The sequence below is a fragment of the Actinomyces sp. HMSC065F12 genome, from assembly GCF_001814535.1.
GTDB lineage: Bacteria > Actinomycetota > Actinomycetes > Actinomycetales > Actinomycetaceae > Pauljensenia > Pauljensenia radingae_A.
In genome coordinates this window covers 71,004-93,296 of record NZ_KV816983.1, presented here as the reverse complement: position 1 = coordinate 93,296, position 22,293 = coordinate 71,004, and the positions used below count along the sequence as shown (strand labels likewise).

At 60.8% G+C, this 22,293-nt stretch carries 19 protein-coding genes; 9 read left to right on the top strand and 10 right to left on the bottom strand.

Going from position 1 to position 22,293, the window contains the following annotated elements:
- Positions 1-31 precede the first annotated feature (31 nt).
- Complete coding sequence (locus tag HMPREF2975_RS06575) at positions 32-601, top strand: DUF3000 domain-containing protein (protein WP_058236583.1); 570 nt, start codon at positions 32-34, stop codon at positions 599-601.
- The gene (locus tag HMPREF2975_RS06570; protein ID WP_070726584.1) at positions 591-1,826 is read left to right on the top strand and encodes a ribonuclease D; all 1,236 of its coding nucleotides are present in this window, start codon (positions 591-593) and stop codon (positions 1,824-1,826) included. Before HMPREF2975_RS06575 ends, HMPREF2975_RS06570 begins: the two co-directional genes overlap by 11 nt.
- On the opposite strand, the gene dxs is transcribed toward HMPREF2975_RS06570, so the two are convergent.
- Positions 1,799-3,688, bottom strand: a complete 1,890-nt coding sequence (gene dxs / locus HMPREF2975_RS06565) for a 1-deoxy-D-xylulose-5-phosphate synthase (protein WP_070726583.1) — start codon at positions 3,686-3,688, stop codon at positions 1,799-1,801. The two genes, HMPREF2975_RS06570 and dxs, sit on opposite strands and share 28 nt — an antisense overlap.
- A 95-nt stretch (positions 3,689-3,783) precedes the next feature.
- On the opposite strand from dxs, the gene HMPREF2975_RS06560 reads away from it, so the two are divergent.
- From HMPREF2975_RS06560 to HMPREF2975_RS06550, 3 genes are all read left to right on the top strand, one after another.
- A complete protein-coding gene (locus HMPREF2975_RS06560) occupies positions 3,784-5,784 on the top strand; it encodes an alpha/beta hydrolase family protein (RefSeq protein ID WP_070726581.1) in 2,001 nt (666 codons plus the stop codon).
- Entirely contained in the window at positions 5,781-7,613 is a 1,833-nt protein-coding gene (locus tag HMPREF2975_RS06555) for a chloride channel protein (RefSeq protein ID WP_070726579.1), read from the top strand. Before HMPREF2975_RS06560 ends, HMPREF2975_RS06555 begins: the two co-directional genes overlap by 4 nt.
- A 91-nt stretch (positions 7,614-7,704) precedes the next feature.
- Positions 7,705-8,397, top strand: coding sequence for a hypothetical protein (locus HMPREF2975_RS06550; protein ID WP_141757317.1), 693 nt, complete (start codon positions 7,705-7,707; stop codon positions 8,395-8,397).
- Between the two features lie 6 nt (positions 8,398-8,403).
- On the opposite strand, the gene HMPREF2975_RS06545 is transcribed toward HMPREF2975_RS06550, so the two are convergent.
- From HMPREF2975_RS06545 to HMPREF2975_RS06535, 3 genes are all read right to left on the bottom strand, one after another.
- Positions 8,404-11,217, bottom strand: coding sequence for an aconitate hydratase (locus HMPREF2975_RS06545; protein ID WP_070726577.1), 2,814 nt, complete (start codon positions 11,215-11,217; stop codon positions 8,404-8,406).
- Positions 11,218-11,355: 138 nt separating this feature from the next.
- Positions 11,356-12,621: a class I SAM-dependent RNA methyltransferase gene (locus tag HMPREF2975_RS06540; protein WP_070726575.1), complete on the bottom strand. Its 1,266-nt coding sequence runs from the start codon at positions 12,619-12,621 to the stop codon at positions 11,356-11,358.
- The gene (locus HMPREF2975_RS06535) at positions 12,605-14,590 is read right to left on the bottom strand and encodes an APC family permease (RefSeq protein WP_074026181.1); all 1,986 of its coding nucleotides are present in this window, start codon (positions 14,588-14,590) and stop codon (positions 12,605-12,607) included. The genes HMPREF2975_RS06540 and HMPREF2975_RS06535 overlap by 17 nt, the downstream gene beginning before the upstream one ends.
- Before the next feature lie 115 nt (positions 14,591-14,705).
- Here HMPREF2975_RS06535 and HMPREF2975_RS06530 point away from each other — a divergent pair, with 115 nt between their 5' ends.
- The 3 genes from HMPREF2975_RS06530 to HMPREF2975_RS06520 are packed head-to-tail and all read left to right on the top strand — an operon-like array spanning position 14,706 to position 17,389.
- Positions 14,706-15,356, top strand: a complete 651-nt coding sequence (locus HMPREF2975_RS06530; RefSeq protein WP_058236575.1) for a potassium channel family protein — start codon at positions 14,706-14,708, stop codon at positions 15,354-15,356.
- On the top strand, positions 15,357-16,067 hold the full coding sequence (locus tag HMPREF2975_RS06525) for a potassium channel family protein (RefSeq protein ID WP_058236574.1): 711 nt from the start codon (positions 15,357-15,359) through the stop codon (positions 16,065-16,067).
- Positions 16,068-16,120: 53 nt separating this feature from the next.
- A complete protein-coding gene (locus tag HMPREF2975_RS06520; protein ID WP_141757316.1) occupies positions 16,121-17,389 on the top strand; it encodes a 13E12 repeat family protein in 1,269 nt (422 codons plus the stop codon).
- Here the strand turns inward: HMPREF2975_RS06520 and HMPREF2975_RS06515 are convergent.
- Genes HMPREF2975_RS06515 through HMPREF2975_RS06500 form a run of 4 tightly spaced genes read right to left on the bottom strand, consistent with a single transcriptional unit; the run spans position 17,327 to position 19,342 of the window.
- Positions 17,327-17,977, bottom strand: coding sequence for a DUF3159 domain-containing protein (locus HMPREF2975_RS06515; RefSeq protein ID WP_058236572.1), 651 nt, complete (start codon positions 17,975-17,977; stop codon positions 17,327-17,329). The genes HMPREF2975_RS06520 and HMPREF2975_RS06515 overlap by 63 nt on opposite strands.
- The gene (locus HMPREF2975_RS06510) at positions 17,974-18,375 is read right to left on the bottom strand and encodes a DNA-binding protein (protein WP_227469303.1); all 402 of its coding nucleotides are present in this window, start codon (positions 18,373-18,375) and stop codon (positions 17,974-17,976) included. Before HMPREF2975_RS06510 ends, HMPREF2975_RS06515 begins: the two co-directional genes overlap by 4 nt.
- Complete coding sequence (locus HMPREF2975_RS06505) at positions 18,372-19,037, bottom strand: DUF3710 domain-containing protein (RefSeq protein WP_058236571.1); 666 nt, start codon at positions 19,035-19,037, stop codon at positions 18,372-18,374. The genes HMPREF2975_RS06510 and HMPREF2975_RS06505 overlap by 4 nt, the downstream gene beginning before the upstream one ends.
- Before the next feature lie 2 nt (positions 19,038-19,039).
- Positions 19,040-19,342, bottom strand: a complete 303-nt coding sequence (locus tag HMPREF2975_RS06500; RefSeq protein WP_070726767.1) for a DUF4193 domain-containing protein — start codon at positions 19,340-19,342, stop codon at positions 19,040-19,042.
- Positions 19,343-19,539: 197 nt separating this feature from the next.
- Between HMPREF2975_RS06500 and sepH the strand changes: the two genes are divergently transcribed.
- Positions 19,540-20,610 carry a septation protein SepH gene (gene sepH / locus HMPREF2975_RS06495; RefSeq protein WP_070726571.1) on the top strand — a complete coding sequence of 357 codons (1,071 nt, stop codon included), beginning with the start codon at positions 19,540-19,542 and terminating at the stop codon, positions 20,608-20,610.
- On the opposite strand, the gene HMPREF2975_RS06490 is transcribed toward sepH, so the two are convergent.
- Together HMPREF2975_RS06490 and HMPREF2975_RS06485 are read right to left on the bottom strand one after the other, a co-directional pair.
- Entirely contained in the window at positions 20,607-21,704 is a 1,098-nt protein-coding gene (locus tag HMPREF2975_RS06490) for an alkaline phosphatase family protein (RefSeq protein WP_070726569.1), read from the bottom strand. The genes sepH and HMPREF2975_RS06490 overlap by 4 nt on opposite strands.
- Entirely contained in the window at positions 21,694-22,239 is a 546-nt protein-coding gene (locus tag HMPREF2975_RS06485) for a DUF5998 family protein (RefSeq protein ID WP_058236567.1), read from the bottom strand. Before HMPREF2975_RS06485 ends, HMPREF2975_RS06490 begins: the two co-directional genes overlap by 11 nt.
- Between the last annotated feature and the right edge of the window lie 54 nt (positions 22,240-22,293).

Genomic DNA, 22,293 nt, shown 5'->3' with positions numbered 1-22,293 from the left:
ATCCACCGCTGCGCCCTCTTAGTGTGAAGGGGTGGGTGAGGAACAACTTCCTGAGGCGTTTGTCACAGCTTTATTGTCGCTTCGTGACGCACCGATCAATCCTCATGTGGAGATTGAAGAGGTGCCCGGTCCAAGCAAGCTGGCTCCGTGGACCGCTGCGCTTGCCATGCGAACCGTGCACCGCGCGCACGATCAATCCTTGGGATCAGGCCGATTCGTCATCCTGTTCGACCCGGACACGCAAGCAGGCTGGAACGGACAGTTCCGCCTTGTCGCTCAGCTTCGCGCCCAGATCGACCCCGAAATGGGCAACGACCCTATGATCGGTGAAGGCCTGTGGAACTGGGCGCACGACTGCCTCGAAGATGCGGGCGCTGGGTATCATGACATGACCGGCACCGTGACGCGGGAAGTTTCCGAATCTTTCGGGGGTCTCACGTTGCGCGGATCCACCTTGTACGTCGAACTGCGGGCCTCGTGGACTCCGTCGACTCCATATCTGGGCGAACACCTTGTAGCCTGGAATTCCCTGTTGTGCCACGTTGCCGGCGTTGAGTCAGATCAGTTTCTACATGAGGTTTTGAATACGGATGCTCGTTGATAATCCCGGCGGTCTGCCGCGCGGGAACACGGACGATCCCCCCACTGTCAGCCGTTTGCGCGACGGCGTTCCCTCAGTCATTGACACTACAGACGCCCTTGAGGGGGTTGCCGCTGAGTTGGGAGCCTCCACCCAGCCGGTCGCCCTCGATGTGGAACGTGCCCATGGCTTCCGCTATACGACGAACGCCTACCTAGTGCAGATCCGGCGCGAAGATGTCGGAACGTACCTGATTGATACGCATGCGCTGCCTGACCTGTCAGCCCTGGCACCGGCACTGGATGCCACGTGGATCCTGCACGACGCCAGCCAGGATCTGACCAATCTGCGTGACCTGAACCTGCACACCACTGACCTGTTTGACACCGAAGTTGCGGCACGCCTCATCGGATTGCAACGTTTCGGTCTGGCAGCCGTGTGCGAACAGGTACTGGGATTTTCATTAGCCAAGGACCATCAGGCATCCGACTGGTCGGTGCGACCGCTGCCCACCGACTGGCTGCGCTATGCCGCACTGGACGTGGAATTTCTGACAGAACTGTACCGGCGGCTCTCGATCACGCTGCACGACATGGATCGCTGGGAGTGGGCACAGGAGGAATTCGTCCACGTGCTGCACGCCCCTGCTCCGACTCCGAAGACGCATCACTGGCGCGGTATCAAAGGCCTGGGCAAACTGCGCTCCCGTCGAGCGCTGGCCGTTGCCCGCGAACTGTGGCTCACGCGTGAAGAGATCGCCCGCGACAAAGACCTGGAACGCACGCGCGTCGTCCGCAATTCTGACCTGCTGAAAGCCGCTCAGCGCCCACCGACCAATCGTCGCCAGCTGCGCTCACTGGATTCCTTCCGCTCTCCCATCACCCGTCCATATACGACGGACTTCCTCGATGCGATTGAACGCGCCAGGCGCATGCCAGAAGACCAGCTGCCACCCAAACGCGTTACACATCCTGCCGGCACGATTCCGGAAGCGCGCCTGTGGCAGCGTCTCGACGAACACGCACATGAGCGTCTGCTCGCGGTTCGTGAAGCGGTCGCCGGTGTTGCCGAACAGCTCGGGCTGGCACCCGAAGTTGTCCTGGAGCCGCGCGTGCAGCGTTTCGTGTGCTGGGCTCCCCTCAAGCCGCTCACCCCCGAGGCGCTCGATCAGCGATTGGACGAGGGCGGCGCACGCGCCTGGCAGCGTGAGCTGGTATCTCAGTGTCTGTTCGACGCTTTGAGGTAGTCGCGCACGCTACGCACGATGCCGGCAGCGTCCAGGCCGATCTCGTGCTGAATGTGAGCGCGCGAGTCGTGCGCGAGGAACTCATCGGGAATCCCCATCGGAATCACCGGCACATCTGTGTCCTGCGACAGTGCCCATCCGAAGCCTCCTCGCACGACGCCGTCTTCCACGGTGACAACCAGGTCATAGTCGCGGCTCATCGCCACCAGTTCATCGGGTACGGGCTGAATCCACGTCGGGGCAGCAACGCATACCGTCGCATCTGAGGCCAATTGCTTCGAGGCGTCAATCGCCTGGGCGACCATGGCGCCCAGGGCGACGATCAGGATTTTCGTTTCCCCGTCGCCTCCCTCGTGCACAATGTCGACCGGGCCGACGCTGCGCAGCGCAGGGATCGGCTGCGGCAGCGGGCCTTTCGGGTAACGCACCACGGTGGGAGCATCAGCAATGTCAATGGCGCGACGCAGCGCTGCCCGCAGAGTTTCCTCGTCACGAGGGGTCGCTATCTGCAGTCCCGGCACGATCGACAACAATGCGATATCCCACATGCCGTTGTGCGAGGGCCCATCCGCTCCGGTGATGCCGGCACGGTCAAGGATGAAGGTCACGCCCGCATGGTGCAGCGCCACGTCCATGAGGACCTGGTCGAACGCGCGGTTCAGGAACGTGGCGTACAACGCGACAACGGGGTGTGCACCCATGAAGGCCATCCCGGCTGCGCTGGTGACGGCATGCTGTTCAGAAATGCCGACGTCGATGACGCGGTCGGGGAATTCATCTGACAGCGGGCCCAGTCCCACCGGCAGTTTCATCGCTGCAGTAATGCCGACAACATCTTCACGTTCGCGGGCGATCTTCACGATTTCGTCGGCAAAGACGCTGGTCCACCCAAAGCGCGCGGGTTTGATCGGCAGGCCCGTTTCCGGGTGGATTTTGCCGACCGCATGGAAGCGGTCTGCGATGTCTTTTTCCGCCGGTCGGTATCCGCGCCCCTTCTGCGTGATGGCGTGGACAATGACGGCCTGGTGCAGGCTGCGCGCCCGCGTCAACGCGGTTTCCATCGCAACGATGTCATGCCCGTCGATCGGTCCCAGATACTTCAGCCCCAGATCCTCGAACATGACCTGTGGCGCCAACACGTCCTTGATTCCCACTTTCAGTCCGTGCAGCGCTTCGAAGGCAGCACGCCCAGGCTCCCCCATTCCCAGCAGTGTTTTCTTCGTCCATGACAAGGCGCGCTCATATTGCTCCGAGGTGCGCAGCGCATCCAGATGGTGCGCCATACCGCCAATGGTAGGAGCATAGGAGCGGCCATTGTCGTTCACCACGATGACGATGTTGCGGTGAGGTTGCTCAGCGATGTTGTTCAGTGCTTCCCATGCCATACCGCCGGTGAGCGCCCCGTCTCCGATGACTGCCACTGTCCAGGATGTATTCCCGGTGCGTGTCTTTTCGCGCGAAATGCCGTCAGCCCACGACAGCGCTGTCGAGGCGTGGGAATTTTCCACGATGTCGTGCTCTGATTCGGCGCGCGAGGGGTATCCGGACAGTCCCCCCGCCTCGCGCAGATGTGAAAAGTCTTTGCGCCCTGTCAGGAGCTTATGGACGTAGGCCTGGTGACCTGTGTCGAAGATCATTGAGTCGGTAGGTGAGTTGAAGATGCGGTGCAGCGCAATCGTCAGCTCCACCACACCCAGGTTGGGTCCCATATGCCCGCCCGTACGTGACACGGACGCAATGAGGTAACGCCTGATTTCGTCAGCCAAGTCAACGGCCTGCGACGTGGTCAGATGCTGGACGTCGTCAGGCCCGTCGATATGCGACAAAATCGGCAACTCGTCGGCACTGTCTGGAAGAACCATAGTTACGAGTCTAATGGTCCTCTCAAAGTCCGTTGGTTCCAGCTAGGATTGATATACGCGACAGACGCGCATATCCGAGTTGACAGAGGTTGCACATGTCCCCCTCAGTGAAGTCGTACGGCCAGTGGGAATCCCCGATCACGGGCGAGTCATTCACGGCTCGATTCGTGACGCTTTCTCAAGTACGCATCGATGGCGCCGACACGTATTGGGTAGAAGGCCATCCTACAGATAATGGGCGCAACGTTCTATTACGACGTAACGGCATGGGTCAGACGATGGAGCTCCTGCCCATGATTGACGGTGTGCGCCTACCCGATGTGCGCACCCGTGTCCACGGCTACGGTGGCCGCGCCTACGCCGTCCACGAGAACATCCTCGTTTTCTCCGACGGCTTTGATGACCGTGTCTACCTGTTCGATATGTCCGCACCCACCGTCGGCCTGACGGCACTGACCCCGATGGAAAAGAAGCGCTACGGCGACTTTGAGATTGACGAGGTTCGCTCCCTGGTCTACGCCGTATGTGAGGACCACACGGGACAGGGTGAACCGGTCAACACGATGGTGGCGATCCCTCTGGACGGCTCCGCGGCGCGCGATCCGAAGCCTATTCGCACCGTCTTTTCCGGCACCGACTTCTGCTCGGCACCCACGCTCTCCCCGGATGGGTCGAAGCTGGCGTGGCTGTCATGGAACCACCCGCACATGCCGTGGACTCAGTCCGTCCTGCACGTTGGCGCCCTCACGTTCGAGGGTGACATCGATACCCACGTCACGCTGGTGGACCGAGAAGGTGTCTGCGTCTATGAGCCTCGCTGGACTCTGCGCGGCGACCTGATCCACGTGGATGATTCCTCAGGATGGGCAAACCTGTACCGCACTGAAGGCTTCGAATGGCACGAGGACGAGGATGCCCACGCGTGGACGGATCGCCTGCGTACACGCGTCCTGCATCCCGGTCAGCGCGCGTTCTCACACCCCCACTGGGAACTGGGCCTGCACTCGTACGACAACCTGGATCATGAGCACCTGATCTGCTCCTGGTCGCAGGATCACACGTGGCACGTCGGCAGCGTGCGACTGGACAATGGCCTGCTGGAAGAATGGGAAACCGGATGGTGGCCCATCGGTAACGTCGCTTCCGACGAGGGGCGCGTCGTTTTCCTGGCCGACTCCCCTACGCACGCGCCAGCCATCGTCGAGATCACCGATTCGCACGCGCACGTGCTGCGCCCGTCCTCGGAAGCTGAGATCGCTGAGGAGATGATTTCACCTGCACAGACCGTGCGCTGGACGACCAGCGACGGCAATGAGGCAGACGGCTTCTACTACGCGCCGGTCAATCCCGACTTCACCGCACCTGACGGCGAACTTCCGCCACTGATCGTGTCCGCTCATGGCGGGCCGACCTCGTCAGCTCGCCCCGGCCTGTCCATTGCCCGACAGTTCTGGACGACTCGCGGCTTCGCATTCCTGGACGTGAATTATCGCGGATCCACCGGATCAGGACGCGAATACCGTGAGGCGCTCAACGGCCAGTGGGGCGTCATCGATGTCATGGACTGTGCTGACGGGGCGCGCTACCTGATTGACCAGGGCCTCGTTGATCCCGCACGAGTCGCGATTCGCGGCCATTCCGCCGGCGGTTTCACCGCCCTGTCAGCTCTGGCGACAACCGACGTGTTTACGGCTGGGACATCCTCCTCAGGTGTGTCTGACCTGCATCGCATGGCGCAGGAAACCCACAAATTTGAGTCCCACTACTTCTACACGCTTCTGGGCTCGGACAACTTGGACGATCCCGTGTGGACGGAGCGCTCTCCGATTTGCCACGTCCAGGACATTCACGCACCGCTCCTGCTTTTGCAGGGCACAGAGGACACGATCGTGCTGCCTTCACAGTCACGCAGCATTTACGATGCGCTTCGCGAACTGGATCGACCGGTCGCCCTCGTCGAATTCGATGGCGAAGGGCACTCGCTGCGTACTGCTGCCAGCATTGCGAAGGCCTGGGCGAGTGAGCTGGGTTTCTACGCGACAGTGTGGGGTTTTCACGCTGATGGTGCGGCTGAGATCAGCGTCACCACTCTATGAGCCGCGTGCGTGGAGCGATCAGTGCAATCGTCACTGATCACCGTTCAGCGTTCGCGGTAGTAGCCGGCATTGTCGGCGCAGTGGTGGGACTGGCAGCCGTCATCTTCAACTGGCTGATCGCCGTGTGGATGCGCGCCACCACCGGCGCTGCGGACTATTCGGTAACAGGCGGAGCACCCCACGGGTGGCCGGCGTGGACACACATCCTGATCATTGCCGTCCCCGTCGTGTCAGCACTCATGTATGGGCCGATGATCTGGCGATGGGCCCCCACGGCCAAAGGACACGGCATCCCTGAGGTCATGCTGGCGGTGCGCCGAAGGGGCGGCAAGATTCCTGGCCGCGTCGCGGTGGTCAAGTTGGTCTCCTCCGCCCTGACAATCGGTGGCGGCGGGTCGGCTGGCCGTGAAGGCCCGATCGTTCAGGTCGGTGCGTCCCTGGGGTCCACGATCGCATCGTGGGTGCGTCTTCCCACCACACGCGTCGTGGTGCTCGCGTCCTGCGGTGCTGCCGGCGGTATTGCCGCCACATTCCATGCTCCGCTGGCTGGTGCGATCTTTGCGCTCGAAGTGATTTTGGTGCGCTTTACCGCAGAGACATTCGGCTACGTCGTCATATCGTCTGTCATGGCATCGATCGTTGCCCGCGCACTTCAGGGGTCAGCGCCCCTGGTTGACCTGAACTACAGCGTGGACCTGGCTTCCTTGACTGACATAGGGTGGGCCGCCCTCGTCGGCCTGATTGCCGGCCTGTGCGGGCTGGCCTTTTCCAAATTGTTGTATGCGATGGAAGACTGGCTCGACTGGGGGTGGGAACGTCTCACGGCAGTTATCGCGTTTCCGCAGTGGTCTCGCGCAGCTCTCATGTCAGTCGTGCTGGGCATTGGCCTGTTTTTCTTCCCCGCCATGTACGGTTCGGGCTACCCGATCCAGCTCGAGGCTCTTCATGGCGCACTGCCCATCGCCACGCTGCTTGCGCTGGCTGTGGGTCGCATGATTTTCACGTCCTTCACGATCGGAATGGGCGGTTCGGGCGGCGTGTTCGCTCCGACGCTGTTCATTGGTGCAATGGTCGGCAGCGCGATCGGACATCTGATTGATCCGCTCACTGATTCGTCCATAGCGGTGTTCGGAGTAATCGGCATGGGTGCTGCCTTTGCTGGGGCTGCGCGTGCACCCATGACAGCGGTTCTGATCATCGTGGAGATGACGGACCAGTACTCGCTGATTCTTCCCATGATGCTGGCTGTCGTGATCGCAACAGGATGCTCACGGTTCCTGACACGCTCCACGATCTACACGGAAAAGCTGCGCAGGCGTGGCGATATCCTCGATGATCCCGTGTCCCACACTTTGCTGGGTGCCAACCCGGCCGGGGCGCTCATGCAGCCAGCTCCTGCCACTCTTAACCCATCAGACACCATCATGCGCGCGGTGTCCCGAATGCGCGAAGCGCACGCCCAGGCACTCCCCGTGGTCGATGCGGACGGCGTGGTGTCCGGTGTTGTCAGCGCCCTGGATATTGCCTCCTGGCGTGAAGAAGGGGTCGAGCATGACACCGCGTTGGAAGCTCTGCCGTTGCGACATGTGCACGTGGTTGACACGGATCTGCCGTCCACGGTCATGCGCGTGCTGACATCCAGTGGCGTCGAGGGGATTCCCGTCTTGCATGACGACGGGCAGGGTGCGCCCGCCCACATGGTCGGCTGGATCAGCGGGCGCGACCTGGTTGACCGTATGTATCGCGATCAACGGCGAGCGCTCGACGCACGTATCGAATCCTCTTTCGGTTCGCGGTGGCGTGAGCGTCATCCTCGTCGTCGTAGCTAGCGGGTAGACTGCTCCTATGCCAGCGTGGGCCATTGTGATACCGATCGCGTTCCTCATCGCGTGTATCTGTGCTGCACTCTGGCGTCATCATGTGGCACGTCTGCGTGCAACCACGCTTCCACTCACCCTGTACGCGCCGCTGGAACTGATCGCGTGCTACGGCGCGATGGTGCTGATTGGTGCGTGGGCTCTGTGGCGGGAACTCACCACTCAGTCACGCGTCGCGATCATCGCTGTGGCGCTGGGGTTGAGCGTGCTGGGGCTGGCTCTGCTCATCGTTGAAGTTCCGCGCAGGCTCTATCTGACGCCCGATTACCTCGCTGTGCGATCCGTGCGCGGCACGCGCACAGTTGAGCTGCTTGACATCGTGACGATTTCAATCCGCCCGGCACAGACTTCAACCTGTGTCACTGTGACGGATGTGCATGGTCGGCGCATCACGTGGCATGCAACCGGCATGATGGATGAAACATTCGTCGCATACATGCGCGAACTGGAGCGCCGTATCCGCAATGGCCGCATTCCCCTGCTGCACCCCACCCGACATCGGCCGGTCAATCCGTTGACGGCGCACGCATTGCAAGTCGTTGCCCGTGAAGCCGCTCACGACCCGAAGGTGCGTGAGCTTCTCACTCAGGCTTCAGTGTGCGTGGGCACCGACCCGGACCAGGCGCATATTCTCCTGCGCGATGCGGCCCGTGAGTGTGCGCGCTCGTGGCCGCTCGATTCGGAGCTTGGCGCCACGATCGTCGCACTGTCTCACCGGTATCCGCCCGGACAGTAGAAGCCTCTACTGCTGGGCAAGCTGACGCAACACATACTGCAGAATGCCGCCATTACGGTAGTAGGCAGCCTCTCCAGGCGTGTCAATCCGCACGACCGCATCGAACTCGATGGGGTCCGCACCCTCGCGGGTGGCACTGACATGCACTGTCTTCGGGATCGACCCATCATTGAGCGCGTCAATGCCGGTGATATCGACTACTTCCGTGCCGTCCAGACCCAGGGAATTACGATCTTCGCCCTCAGGGAACTGCAACGGCAGCACGCCCATGCCGATCAGGTTCGAACGGTGGATGCGTTCGAATGATTCGGTGATCACCGCGCGTACGCCCAGCAGCACTGTTCCCTTGGCTGCCCAGTCACGTGAGGAGCCTGATCCGTATTCCTTTCCGCCCAGAACCACCAGTGGCACACCTGCTTCGCTGTAGCTCATCGCCGCATCAAATACCGGCACGGTCGGCGCATCGTCCTTCGTGAAGTCGCGGGTGAATCCGCCCTCCACGCCGGGCACCATTTCGTTTCGGATACGAATATTTGCGAATGTGCCTCGGATCATGACTTCGTGATTACCGCGACGCGACCCGTAGGAGTTGAACTGCGAGCGTTCCACTCCTCGCTCAATCAGGTACTTGCCTGCCGGCGTATCCGGCTTGAAGGAGCCTGCCGGCGAAATGTGATCCGTTGTCACCGAATCGCCTAGCTTGAGCAGCACTCGCGCACCGTGAATATCCTCAACCGTAGCGGTCTCCATAGTCATTCCGTCAAAGTACGGTGGTTTGCGCACGTAGGTGGAATCTTCGTCCCATTCAAACGTGTCACCCTCGGGAGTATCGAGACCCTGCCAGCGGTGGTCACCAGCAAACACGTCCGCATAGTCCTGCTCGAACAGGGAGCGGTCGATACACGAGTTGATTGTGTCATCCACCTCTGCCGCATCAGGCCAGATGTCACGCAGGAACACGTCCTTGCCGTCCTGGTCCTGCCCCAGCGCTTCAGTCTCAAAATCGAAATCCATCGTACCGGCCAGCGCGTAGGCGATGACCAGCGGCGGGGATGCCAGGTAGTTCATCTTAACGTCGGGATTGATGCGACCTTCGAAGTTGCGGTTACCCGACAGCACGGACACAACAGCCAGGTCATTGTCATTGACGGCCTTGCTGATTTCGTCCGGCAGCGGGCCGGAGTTGCCGATACACGTGGTGCACCCATAGCCCACCAGGTTGAACCCGAGTGCGTTGAGGTCCTCCCACAGTCCGGCCTTTTCGAAGTACCCTGTGACGACCTGTGAACCAGGGGCCAGTGAGGTTTTCACCCACGGCTTGGACTGCAGTCCACGCTTGACTGCGTTGCGTGCCAGCAGACCGGCCGCGATCATGACCGCCGGGTTGGACGTGTTGGTACATGAAGTGATTGAGGCGATCGCCACGTCACCGTGATCCAGTTTCGTTTCCGTCCCGTCCGCCAACGTGACATCCACGATGTGGTGCGGTCGGTCGTCGATTGTCGAAGCGATACGCGGTTCGTCATCATCCTCATGGTCGAGGGCGTTCGGATCGACCGGATCTGACGCAGGGAAGGTGGAAGCCAGTGCCTCATCGAGTTCTGAAGCGGAGTGCTGTTCGTGTTCGCTGACATAGTTCGGCAGCGTGGCGCGGAATGATTCCTTGGCGGCGCTCAGTTCGATGCGGTCCTGCGGACGCTTCGGGCCGGCAATGGAAGGCACCACTGTGGACAGGTCGAGTTCCAAATACTCGGAGTATTCTGCCTCGCGCGAGGGATCGTGCCACAGCCCCTGTTCCTTGGCGTACGCTTCGACCAGTTTGAGCGTTTCTTCGCTGCGTCCAGTCAGCCGCAAGTAGTCAACGGTGACGTCATCGATCGGGAAGATCGCGGCGGTTGAGCCGAATTCGGGCGACATGTTGCCGATGGTGGCTCGGTTTGCCAACGGCACAGCGGAGACACCCTGGCCGTAGAATTCAACGAACTTGCCGACCACGCCGTGTTCACGCAGCATCTGCGTGATGGTGAGGACGACGTCCGTCGCGGTCGCGCCGGAGGGGATCTCGCCGGAGAGTTTGAAACCGACGACGCGCGGGATCAGCATGGAAACTGGCTGGCCGAGCATGGCTGCCTCGGCTTCAATACCACCGACACCCCAGCCGAGCACGCCCAGACCGTTGACCATCGTGGTGTGGGAATCGGTGCCGACGCAGGTATCCGGGTAGGCGAGCGTGTCTTCGCCGTCCTGGCGTGTGAACACGGTGCGCGCGAGGTATTCGATGTTGACCTGGTGGACGATACCGGTGCCCGGTGGGACGACGCGGAAGTTTTCAAAGGCTCCCTGTCCCCAGCGCAGGAACTGGTAGCGCTCACGGTTACGTTCGTATTCCTTGTCCTGGTTGGCTTCGAACGCCTCCGGCGTGCCGTACACGTCGATCTGCACGGAGTGGTCAATAACCATTTCCGCTGGCGCCAGCGGATTGATTTTCGAGGGGTCGCCGCCCAGGTCCTCCACTGCTTCACGCATGGTGGCCAGGTCGACGACGCAGGGAACGCCGGTGAAGTCCTGCATGACAACGCGCGCAGGGGTGAATTGGATTTCGGTGCTGGGTTGTGCTTTCGGGTCCCAGCTAGCCAGCGCGTTGATCTGGTCGGCGGTGATGTTGACACCGTCTTCGTTGCGCAGAAGGTTTTCAGCCAGGATCTTCAGTGAGTATGGAAGCCGGTCAAATCCGTCCACCGCATCGAGGCGGTAGATGGTGTACGTCGAATCATCCACTGTGAGCGTGGAGCGTGCATCGAAACTGCCTTGCAAAGCCATGTGATCCCCCTAATGTCTCGATATCAAGATATCAGAGGGCGGGGACGCTGCAAGGAGAACACGAAAATCACGCGCAGAGCACGCAGGAAATCGCAGTGTCGCGCGAAAAACCCGTCTGCGGCCACCGGGCCGAGAAACTCAGTCCTTCTCCAGCGCGGCGATAAATTCGACATGGTGAGTGTGCGGAAATAAGTCCCACTCTTCGAGGGAGGTCAGGCGGTATCCGCCCTCCGTCAAAGTCCGCAGGTCACGGGCACCTGCCGCCGGATCGCATGAAACGAGCACAATTCGCTCCGAACCAAGCGCGGCTACCGTCTGGCATACCTCGTCGCCCGCACCCGAGCGTGGCGGATCCATCACCACGACATCGGCATGTGACTGCAGCTCGTTGGACAGATCGAGGATCCCCTGATGATCAACATCCCCGATGAACGTTTCAACATGTGCCGCTCCCCCGAGGTTCAGCGCGGCATCTTCCACGGCACCGTCGTCACCCTCGAGCGACACGACGCGTCCGAACGCGCCCGCAAGCGAGCGTGTGAATAATCCGGCCCCCGAATACAGTTCCATTGCCGCACTGCCCTGGCCAGCCAGACGGCGTACAGCATCGGACAGGACCTGCGCACCGCGTACATGCGTCTGCCAGAAGCCCGAGGGACGGACGTTGAACGGTTCGGGATCGGGCTCCACGACCCACCGCAACTTTTCGCGGTCCAGTGGCTTGCCCTGCCCGTCGTACGTTCCCGACGGCGTCACCACGGCGATGTCACCGCCCGTTGAGGCGACTGCTCGCACACGATCACGCGGCCCCCACGCGGTCAGCCACCGTGAATCGTTCCCGTCAAACAGGCCGATCTCGCATAGTGCGTCTACGGCCAGCGGCATTGACTCTAATGCAACGACCTGGTTCGACCGGTAGCGCGACATGCCCAGCCTACCGTCCTTGTCAGCCACCAGCTCGATGCGTGTTCGCCTGTGCAGCAGTAAGTCGTCCGGATCCTCATCGCCCGGGCACGCCTGCACGTGGACGCCTCCGATCGAGTCGACGGCTTGTGCCAGGCCCTCTCCCCCGACGCGCCGGATCTGTCCACGCAGCACGTCTTCCTTCCAGGTGCGCTGGGCTGCGGGACGCACATGGCACAGTTCGGCTCCACCGATCTTTTCGCGAGCAGCCTGCGGCCATGCCGGCTCGACACGGTCAGGGCTTGCCTCGAGCACCTCGATTACATTGGCCCATGCAAGGCGCTTGCGGGTGGCACTCACACGTGCCACGACTTTCTCACCGGGCAGCCCATGTCGCACGAAAACGACGCGACCGTCGTCGTCTCGGGCGACGCATGCTCCACCGTGTGCAGGTTCTCCCAGCGTGAGCGTCAATTCTTCGCGATTACGAGGCGGAGTCATGAGGACCTTTCTGACGTGAACGGAACGGGTCGTTAATCAGCTGGCGTTTGATGGGCTGCTCACCCTCCACCTGGCTGTCTTCCCCAAGTTTCCATGGTACAAGAGTGAGGACTACGCCCGGAATCCGCAGCAGTGCCTGACGCAACCTCAGTGCCGTCTGATTGTGCAGCACATTTTCCCACCAGTGCGACACGAGGAACTGCGGCACGTACACAACCACCATTTCGCGAGGTGACCGGCGTCGCTGGGAACGCACGTGCTGGACGATGACCTGCGTGATATCCCGGTAAGGTGCTGACAGAATCGTCAGCGGGATCGGCAGGCCGGAGGCCCGCCACTGCCGGATGATCCGTTCTTCTTCAGCTTGGTCGGCAACCACACTCACCAGTTGCAGTGACGAGGGCGCCGTCGCGCGGGCAGTGGCAATTGCCCGCATCGTCACTCTGCTCATTGACGACACCAGCACTAATGCGTGCACGCGCGACGGAAGTGCGCGCCGAGTCGAGTAGTCCTCCACGCGCAGCTGCGTCGCAACGGTGTCGTAGTGATGGCGAATGGCACGTTGAGTCAGGAACACCAGCCCCATTAGCAGCAATGTGATCCACGCACCGCGGGTAAATTTCGTCACGAGTACGACGATCAGCACCGTTCCCGTCAGCACGAATCCGATCATGTTGACTAGCCGCGAGCGCAGCAGGGAGGCCCGCGAGTCGGCGCGCTGAGGATTGCGCAGTTTCGCATTCCAGTGGCGGATCATGCCCACCTGGCTGAGCGTGAAAGAGATGAACACGCCGACGATGTAGAGCTGGATCAGGTGGGTAACCTGCGCATCAAACGCGATGATCAGGACGATTGCTGCGGCCGACAAGGCAACGATGCCGTTTGAGAATGTCAGCCGGTCTCCACGGCGGTACAGCTGACGCGGCAGGAACGAGTCGCGTGACAGTACCGAGGCCAAGGTTGGAAAACCGTTAAACGCCGTGTTGGCTGCCAGCACCAAAATCAATCCGGTCACAATCGTGATCAGGTAAAACAGGATCGATCCGTGTCCGAATACTGCTGAAGACAACTGGCCGATCACCGGGTCGAGCCTGACATCGCCTGCTGGCGCCCCGTTCAGACTCAGTTGTGTGGCCGGATCCTCCACGATTCTCACGCCGGTCGCCCTCGCCAATACGAGAATTGAAATCAGCATGGTGGCAGCGATCCCGCCGAGCATCGCGAGAGTTGTCGCCGCGTTACGGGACTTGGGGCGCTGGAATGAGGGCACGCCGTTGGAGATCGCTTCGACTCCGGTCAGCGCTGCGCAGCCCGAGGAAAATGCGCGCATCACCAGCAGCGCTCCGCCCAGTCCGACCAGGCCCGATACGTGAGAGGCCTGCGGGACAAGGTCATACATTGCCGAGGGTGCCTGACCGAGGTGGCCTGTGACCAGTTTGACCATGCCGACCGCGATGAGAATACCAATTGAAGCCATGTAAATGTATGTCGGAATAGCGAAAGCTGAACCTGCCTCGCGCATACCGCGCAGATTCAACAGGCACAGCACGATGACAACGGCCACTGCGATCGGCACTTCCTGGCCTGCCAGCTGTGGGATTGCGGCGGTCACGTAGCGCGCCCCTGAGGAGATCGACACCGCCACCGTCAGCACGTAGTCCACCAGCAACGCAGATGCGACGACCAGTCCCCACGACGGTCCGAGGTTCTTGGTCACGACTTCATAGTCTCCGCCGCCTGACGGGTAGGCGTGTACGGTCTGGCGGTAGGACAGCACGACGACCAGCAGCACTACCGCCACTGCCAGCCCCACCCACACGGATTGGGTTACTGCAACTCCTCCGGCGATTGCCAGGGTAAGCAGAACTTCATCTGGCGCGTAAGCGACGGATGAAAGCGCATCAGATGCGAAGATCGGCAATGCGATCCGTTTGGGCAATAACTGGTGCCCCATGGCGTCTGAACGCATGGGTCGCCCAATCAGTACGCGCTTGGCGCGAGAAAAAGCCTCCAACACGATGGTCTAGCCTACTACCCTTTCGACAGGAAAACCGAGTACCTTTGAACCTGTGCATTTCGTAATTATGGGATGTGGCCGGGTCGGCGCGTCGATCGCCTCGACACTTGATGAACAGGGCCATTCAGTTGCCGTCATTGATATGAACGCTCAGGCTTTCAGACGCCTGTCATCCGACTTTTCCGGTCGGCGTGTGACAGGCGTCGGCATGGATCGCGATGCTCTGCGTCAGGCGGGCATCAAGGATGCGTACGCTTTCGCCGCGGTCTCCAATGGCGACAATTCAAACATCATTGCGGCCCGAGTAGCTCGCACGACTTTCCATGTTGAGCGCGTGGTCGCACGCATCTACGACCCCTCGCGAGCCGCGGTGTATGAGCGCTTAGGCATCCCCACGGTAGCAGCGGTTCGCCGCACGTCCGAGGCTGTTCTGCGCTGGATGATGCCGCCAAATGCGCACGTGACCTGGACGCACTCGACCGGCTTGGTGTCGCTCGTGAACGTTATCCCAGACCCGTCGTGGACCTCCGTTCCGCTGCCAGTCGTTGAGGAACTGACCGGCGAGCGACTCGCCTTTGTGTCTCGGTTGGGCGTGATCCAGCCTGCGCGCAACGACCTCGTCGTTCAGGAACATGATGAGCTGATTTTCGCCGTGTCAGGCACAGATTCGCTTGCGCTGCGCAATGTGCTCACCTCTGCACCGAGATTGGAGAACTAGATGAAAATCGTGATTGCCGGTGCTGGCTCAGTGGGACGCTTCGTCGCCCTCGAACTTCTGGATCATGGCCACGAGGTCACCCTGATCGACAACAATCCTGACCAGATGCGTGTGGCAACTGTGGCTGATGCGGACTGGGTGCTGGCCGATGCGTGCTCACCGGACGTCCTCGCCGACGCGGGAGTGCGAGAAACCGATGTCCTGGTTGCCGCAACGGGCGACGACAAGGCGAACCTGGTGATCTCCCTGCTCGCGAAGACCGAGTTCGGCGTGCCGCGCGTGGTGGCCCGTATTAATCACCCGCGCAATGAATGGCTCTTCAACGAGGCGTGGGGTGTTGACGTGCCGGTGTCCACGCCGCGCATCATGACCGCCCTGGTTGAGGAAGCTGTTTCCGAGGGCGCTCCCATCCCGCTGTTTACGTTCAACAAGGCCAATGTTGCAATGTATGCGATTGTCCTTCCGGAGGATTCGCCCCTGGTGGGCGAGCGAATCGGTCAGGTTGACTTCCCTGCAGGAACGGTCCTGGCGGCGTTACTGCGCGACCAGATTCCTGTGAATCCACAACCTGACGACGTGTTCGAATCAGGCGATGAACTGTTGATGCTGGTGCCCGAAAAGCGCGGGAAACACTTGGAGCATTTGGGGACGCTGGTCAATGGCGTTGTGCCGGAGACCGGACAGGCTGATGCTCCAAACACCACAGCTTAATGTGAGGTACATCACTTTCATGGGCTGCTTGTGAGCCTGTGGATGGAACGCAGATGCCCGTGCCCACTGCCACAATAGAACACATGTTCGACATTGCGGTAAGTGCAGGAGATTGTGACACTCGTGAGGCCACGGCTCGTGAGCTGGTCAACGCTGCCCGCGACGCGGATCGTGCGGTGCGTGTGGCGCAGGCTCGGCGTGCCCAGATGGTTGTCCGCGCTGTTCTTGCCGTGAGTGAAGCTGTTGAAGGCGAACAGGACCTGGTGCAGCGAGCCGGTGAGGGCGTGCCTCGAATTGCCGAATTCGCACACCTTGAGCTATCTGCTGCGTTAGGGCTCTCCCCTGCCAAAATGCTCGATGAAATGGGAGCCTTACTTGACCTGAGTTTTAGACTGCCGTGCCTGTGGCAGCAAGTTGTCGCTGCAGAAGTTCCCGTGTGGAAAGCGATGACGGTCGCTGAGCGCACGACGCTGCTCAGTCAGGCTGACTGCCGTCAGATTGACTGCTTCCTCGGGGCTATTGCTGCCTGGTCTCAGGCGCGCATCTGTCGACATGTTGACAACCTCATCGCCCGTATTAATCCCGATGAATTCGACGCGCAATGCGCGCGAGCGCAGTCCACGCGCCGCGTTCAGATCACGCATGAAGAATCCAGTTCCATCGCCTCTGTCGATGCCACACTCAGTGCGACTGACGCGATTGCACTGGACAATACGATCACGCGTTTAGCTGGATTGCTCGCAGATGCTGACGAACTCAACATCGATGAACGACGCTCGCAGGCGTTGGGTATCCTCGCAACGCCGCACTACGCGGCCAGGCTTCTGGACGAAGGATCCGTTTCGCGCTCACTCCAGCCTGCTGCCACTGTGATCGTCCACGTTGATGACTCCCCCGTCGCGCAGATTGACGGGCACGGCAGTGTCGGGCTGAAACAGCTGCGGCAGATGTTTGCTCACACTCGCGTCACGATCCGGCCCGTTCTTGATCCGCGGGCTCTCACGCCGATTGATCGCCATGATCCGTCTGGCGATATGCGACTGGCGCTCCAGACGCGCGAACCCTATGAAGTCTTCCCGTATTCGAATGTTCGCTCGCGAAGCTGCGATATCGACCATACCCAGGCGTTCGATCCAGATGGGCTATCCGGGCAGACGCGCCTTGACAACCTCGGTCCACTCTCGCGAAGCGTTCACCGCGCAAAAACACACGCCCACTGGAGGCTTGAGCAGGTCGCTACGGGGGTTTATAAGTGGCACTCACCTCTGGGGTTCATCTACACCGTTGTCAACGGTCGAACGTTCTTCCACCGACGCGAGTGAGACGAAGGGCCTCAGCGTCATCCACGTAATCCAACATGCCACGGCGAACAGCGGCAATCCAAGTACGAGTTTCGCGACCCCCAGTGCAGCAATCTGGCCTACCCACCACAGTGGCACCTGCACTGCGAAACGAATGAAGAACAGTGCGAACCACACCCACGTGAGCGTGGTGCATACACGGCGCGGCACTGCGCCTTTTTCCCAGAACATGTTCAACACAAGTTCGACCGCAGGAAGCCGGAGCACGATCGACACGAGCAACGCCACACTCAGAACCGCTGCCGTGACGATACCCACGATGAAGAAATCCTGCCCTCGACCGGAGAACACCACCCACACGCACGACAGTGCAACGCCGATGGCACCCGACAGTGCCTGGGTGATCTGCTGGCCGGACACCAGGCGTGCAACGACGAAGAGGCCCGCGAGAATACCGGAGGCGATCAGCGGCCACGTCAGTTCGTGGGTCGCAATATACGTCGTGACAAAAACGATGATCGGAGCGACCGATTCAACGATACCCCGCCAGCCGCCCAACGCCGACCAGACAGAGAATTCCTCGTCCTGAAGCGAATCAACAACTCTCACGAATGTTCTCCAGCCAGCAGGCGGTACAGCGGGTCAGAAATCACGTAGATTCCGTGATCAACACCTACAGTTCCTTCGATTTCCACGTGGTGCCCCACGCGCAGGCCAGGGATCTCACACCGACCCAGCCACCTGATCACGATTGAACCGGTCCCGTCGAACAACGTCGCATCGAGCTGATCAGGACCCTCCTGCGGATACAGCGTCACCGATCTCAGAACACCCGAAATAACCACCTTTTCACGCGGACGCACGTCCTTGATCGGCACAGTGCCTCGCGAACGCTGAGAGCGCTGCTCATCATCGGCCTCAGTCGCTTCAGGGGTCGAAAAATGCCACGCGTCGCTCAATCTATGCCACCACGAGCGCTTCGGGAAAACCTCGCTCGGGTCACTCATTGCGGCACAATCGGCGCTTGAACGGCATTGTCAGGAACATGCATCGGCAGCAGGTCAAGGCGCGCGCGGGGACGGTCATCACGCTCAACCACGAGGCGATCAATCACCTTCTCAATTCCTTCGCCCGCTTCGCTTGACTGAGCTGCAGGCCCCAACACATCAATGCGCGCAAACCAGCGCGGACCCTCACGGCCAATGATGCGCATCCGTGACGTCGCTTTTGAACCATCCGGCAAGGTCACCGGCATGTCAGCCAGCAGCTCGGCGCCATAGCGCGTCTCAGCGTCCTCCACGCTGGCGCCGTTGGATGTCAGCGATTCACGAATCTCTTCGCGCACCTCGTCCCACACTCCACCGGAACGCGGAGCGGCGGCGATTGAAATCTGCAGGCCCGAATTGCCCAGCACGATCAACACGCGCAACACGGTGCGCTTGTCGTCAGCCAGCTGCGTGCGCAGCTGCATGCCCTTGATCGCCGGAATCTTCAGCGCACCCAGGTCGACATACCCTTGGGAGACGTCCACGTCCTCGGCAGTGCGCGGACCTGGCTCATCCCAGATCTCCGCGTCATCACCGGCCTGCCGCTTGTCCTGTGACTCGTCGTGTGCGTGCTGTTCGACCTGCTCTTCATCATCGCGACGTCGACGTTTCAACCAGCCCATAGCTACCCAGCACACTCCGTGCACACAGGCTGACCGTTGTCATCAACATAAGCCAGCTGCGATGCGTGATGGACCAGGAAGCAGCTCGTACACGTGAACTCATCATCCTGGCGAGGAACCACATGCACAGTCAGTTCTTCTTTCGACAGGTCGGCGCCCGGCAGCTCAAAATTCTCCGCCGCCTCGTTTTCGTCCTCGTCTACCTCATTCGAACCGGCGTCCTTGCGGCGAGCCTTCAATTCTTCGATGGAATCTTCCGCCACATCGTCGTCGTTTTTACGTGGGGCATCGTAGTCAGTTGCCACGGTTCCTCCTCCTCGCACAGCCTGCGGGTCAAATCTTGCTCAGCGCAGGGATAGTAACACTCATTGCGCTTCTGCGCATTATGGCGTCCATACTGACACTGTTTTATTCCGATCGTTTACTAGACACGCGCGCCAAGCGCCACCGATCTTCACTCTTCTTTGAGACGATTTCAATCAGGTGTATTCGGGAGGTTTTCATGATCGATCTTGAGCTGCTCGGTGTCGGCAGTGACAATGAATCGCTGATTTTCACCGACGCAGACGGTGAACGTTACCGCGTGGCAGTCACTGACGAATTGCGCGCGTCAGTTCGCCGTGGACGTCCCCGAGTTGAACCCATCCAATCCAGGGCTCTGCGTCCGCGTGACATTCAGGCACTCCTGCGCTCAGGCATGTCAGCATCAGAAATCGCCACTGAATACGATACGGATATCGCGCTGATTGAGCGTTTCGAAGCACCGATCGACGCAGAAAAAGCGTGGGCCATTCAGCGTGCACGCGAATCGCATGTGGGTGGCGAAAAGGATTCACCTCTGATGGGTGACCTCGTTGTCGACCGCTTGGCGGCTCGCGGAGTGGATCCCGAATCAATCATCTGGTCAGCCAGGCGTGAGCAGGACGGCCCGTGGGAAGTCTTCGTGACGTTCATTCAGGGCGCAGCCGAACACGCCGCACATTGGCGCATGGATCATTCCGAATCCAGCGCGGAAGCAATCGATCAGGAAGCCCGGTGGCTCACCGAGAACGCCACTCCATCTTCCCCTGTCTCTGCTGTCTTCACTCCCCTGCATCCCGAAGATGACAGCGAGCCGGCTCCCACGCCGGTCAATGACGAGCTGCTCGACCAGCTCAACGCTCAACGCGGCAAGCGTCAGGAAATTGTGATCGACGGTGAAGGTGACGACACTGAGGATCCAGATGAGCGCGTCCAGCGCGATTCACTGTCAGCGCGCATTTACTCCCTGGCTCGCTCACGCACGCACACGACAGAACCCGAACCGATGGAGACCGGAGTGATCGACCCCCACGATGATGACATCGTGACCGAAACACCCGAAGAAGAGGCACCCTCGACGGCGCCGGGGACCTCCCGGGATCTGTGGAGTTCCGTGATGGCAACGCCCACCGCCGAACAGCCCGACGAGCCGCAAACCTCGGCGCTTCCCGGCATGGAAGACCTTGAGCCTAAGGCTGAAGCACCAAAGAAAAACACGCGTCGCCGCTCGGTACCCAGTTGGGATGAGATCGTTTTCGGCTCAAAATCCTAAGCGAGGCGCACGACCGGCACCATCATTTCAGCCTCGGTCATTGACCCATGCACCCCGATCAGCGCCATTGCGCCCTCACTTTGCACACGAGAATCCACGATGCCGTACCCGCCGCGCGACATCACCATCGCATCACCGACAACCTGCACGCCTGGCCCCTCACCTATCACGCCTGGTAACGCGTCCGCCGGCACGATCCAGGCACGCTCACCCAGATACTCCTCCCACCGGGCGAGGACTTCCGCGGCTCGACCCGGCTGCGCGTGCAGGTGAACCGAGCGTGTTTCACCCGCGATCAGCTCGACCCCCTCGCGCAATTCAGGCGTGTGCGCCACGTCGATCAGATCATCGGGGTGCACATCCACCATTCCGTGATCAGCGGTGAGCATCACGGCGATTCGATCGGCCGAACGCATATGAGAAATGCGCGTCAGCAGATGCCCGATACCCGCATCGAACTCTTCAAGCGCGCGGCGCCACTGCTCGGAATTGACGCCATGCCTGTGGCCCTCGTGGTCGATATCTGACCAGTAGAAATAGACGATGTGGGTGCCTGCCTGCAGTTCGCACATTGCAGCGTCAATGCGCTCCTGCATCGATACCGCGCCCACATGACGCGCCCCGCGCAACGCGGCCAGAGTCAAACCTGAGCCGGCAAAGCTCGGAGGTGAAATCACAGCTGAGGACACTGAGCGATCTGCCAGGCGCTCGAAATGGGTGGGTACTTCCTGCCAGACTGTCGGATCCGGTCCGTTCTCGAAGGCCAGCAGATTCATTGCCCTGCCCCGATACGCCACCGAGTATCCCACCATACGCGTGGCGCCAGGGAGCGCTCCCGTCGCGAATGAGGTGATCGCTGCGGCTGTTGTCGAGGGAACAGTGGTGAAAGCCTGCTCGATCTCATCGCGGTATCCGCGCAGCACGCTCGCATGGCCGAAGTGATCCGCCAGCGGCACCGCCCCCAGACCATCAGCCAGGATCACCACCATCTGCTCATACGACCGTCCCACACCGTCGATCCACCGGCCCAAGACGTCAGTGATGCGCAGATCGCTCGGACCAGGCAGGTGCGGGTCGCCCTCGTTAATGCGCATGATTCTCCTTGATGACCTGGAGTGTCGCGTCGACGAATCGTTCAGCATTGGCGAGGGCGGCCTCGCCATCAGCGGCGGCCGAAAAACGCATCGAGAAATCCTCCGGGAAGGTGTGGACGGTGAAGCCGTGGTCAGCGGTGCACTGCGGGTCATCGCACTGGTTGAGCTCCACTTCACCGCGACGCTGACTGCCGCAGTTGATCGCCATGGTCAGCTCGCTCAGCTGACTGCCGCCATCATGGATCGCGTCGGTTACAACCTCAGTGAGTGAAGCTCCGTGGATGCGAGTGGTCGGGGTGATGATCGTGTTCGTCATGGCGCCACCCCGGTCCAGTTCGTCAACGTGGATCTGGATCAACGTGGTCGGTGTCAGAACGGCAACCGTGAGGTGGCGGAACATGCTGGAACGGTCAAACGCCGCCTCCAGCTGAGACACCATAGCCAGCGGTTCTTCGTCGCCGAGAACGCGATCCAAGGCGCGTATCACGAGGGACGGATAGAAGCCGTGCTGCCGGATTGAAGCGTGTGTGTCCATTCTCCAATTGTGCCTTGTTGCGGCGTGGGAAGCGTCTTTCCACAGGTGGTTCGC

Coding starts and splice junctions, on each gene's coding strand:
- HMPREF2975_RS06570 (WP_070726584.1), top strand. CDS start 591: ATGCTCGTTGATAATCCCGGCGGTCTGCCGCGCGGGAACACGGACGAT.
- dxs (WP_070726583.1), bottom strand. CDS start 3,688: ATGGTTCTTCCAGACAGTGCCGACGAGTTGCCGATTTTGTCGCATATC.
- HMPREF2975_RS06560 (WP_070726581.1), top strand. CDS start 3,784: ATGTCCCCCTCAGTGAAGTCGTACGGCCAGTGGGAATCCCCGATCACG.
- HMPREF2975_RS06555 (WP_070726579.1), top strand. CDS start 5,781: ATGAGCCGCGTGCGTGGAGCGATCAGTGCAATCGTCACTGATCACCGT.
- HMPREF2975_RS06545 (WP_070726577.1), bottom strand. CDS start 11,217: ATGGCTTTGCAAGGCAGTTTCGATGCACGCTCCACGCTCACAGTGGAT.
- HMPREF2975_RS06540 (WP_070726575.1), bottom strand. CDS start 12,621: ATGACTCCGCCTCGTAATCGCGAAGAATTGACGCTCACGCTGGGAGAA.
- HMPREF2975_RS06535 (WP_074026181.1), bottom strand. CDS start 14,590: ATGCGTTCAGACGCCATGGGGCACCAGTTATTGCCCAAACGGATCGCA.
- HMPREF2975_RS06530 (WP_058236575.1), top strand. CDS start 14,706: ATGGGATGTGGCCGGGTCGGCGCGTCGATCGCCTCGACACTTGATGAA.
- HMPREF2975_RS06525 (WP_058236574.1), top strand. CDS start 15,357: ATGAAAATCGTGATTGCCGGTGCTGGCTCAGTGGGACGCTTCGTCGCC.
- HMPREF2975_RS06520 (WP_141757316.1), top strand. CDS start 16,121: ATGCCCGTGCCCACTGCCACAATAGAACACATGTTCGACATTGCGGTA.
- HMPREF2975_RS06510 (WP_227469303.1), bottom strand. CDS start 18,375: ATGAGTGACCCGAGCGAGGTTTTCCCGAAGCGCTCGTGGTGGCATAGA.
- HMPREF2975_RS06505 (WP_058236571.1), bottom strand. CDS start 19,037: ATGGGCTGGTTGAAACGTCGACGTCGCGATGATGAAGAGCAGGTCGAA.
- sepH (WP_070726571.1), top strand. CDS start 19,540: ATGATCGATCTTGAGCTGCTCGGTGTCGGCAGTGACAATGAATCGCTG.
- HMPREF2975_RS06490 (WP_070726569.1), bottom strand. CDS start 21,704: ATGCGCATTAACGAGGGCGACCCGCACCTGCCTGGTCCGAGCGATCTG.
- HMPREF2975_RS06485 (WP_058236567.1), bottom strand. CDS start 22,239: ATGGACACACACGCTTCAATCCGGCAGCACGGCTTCTATCCGTCCCTC.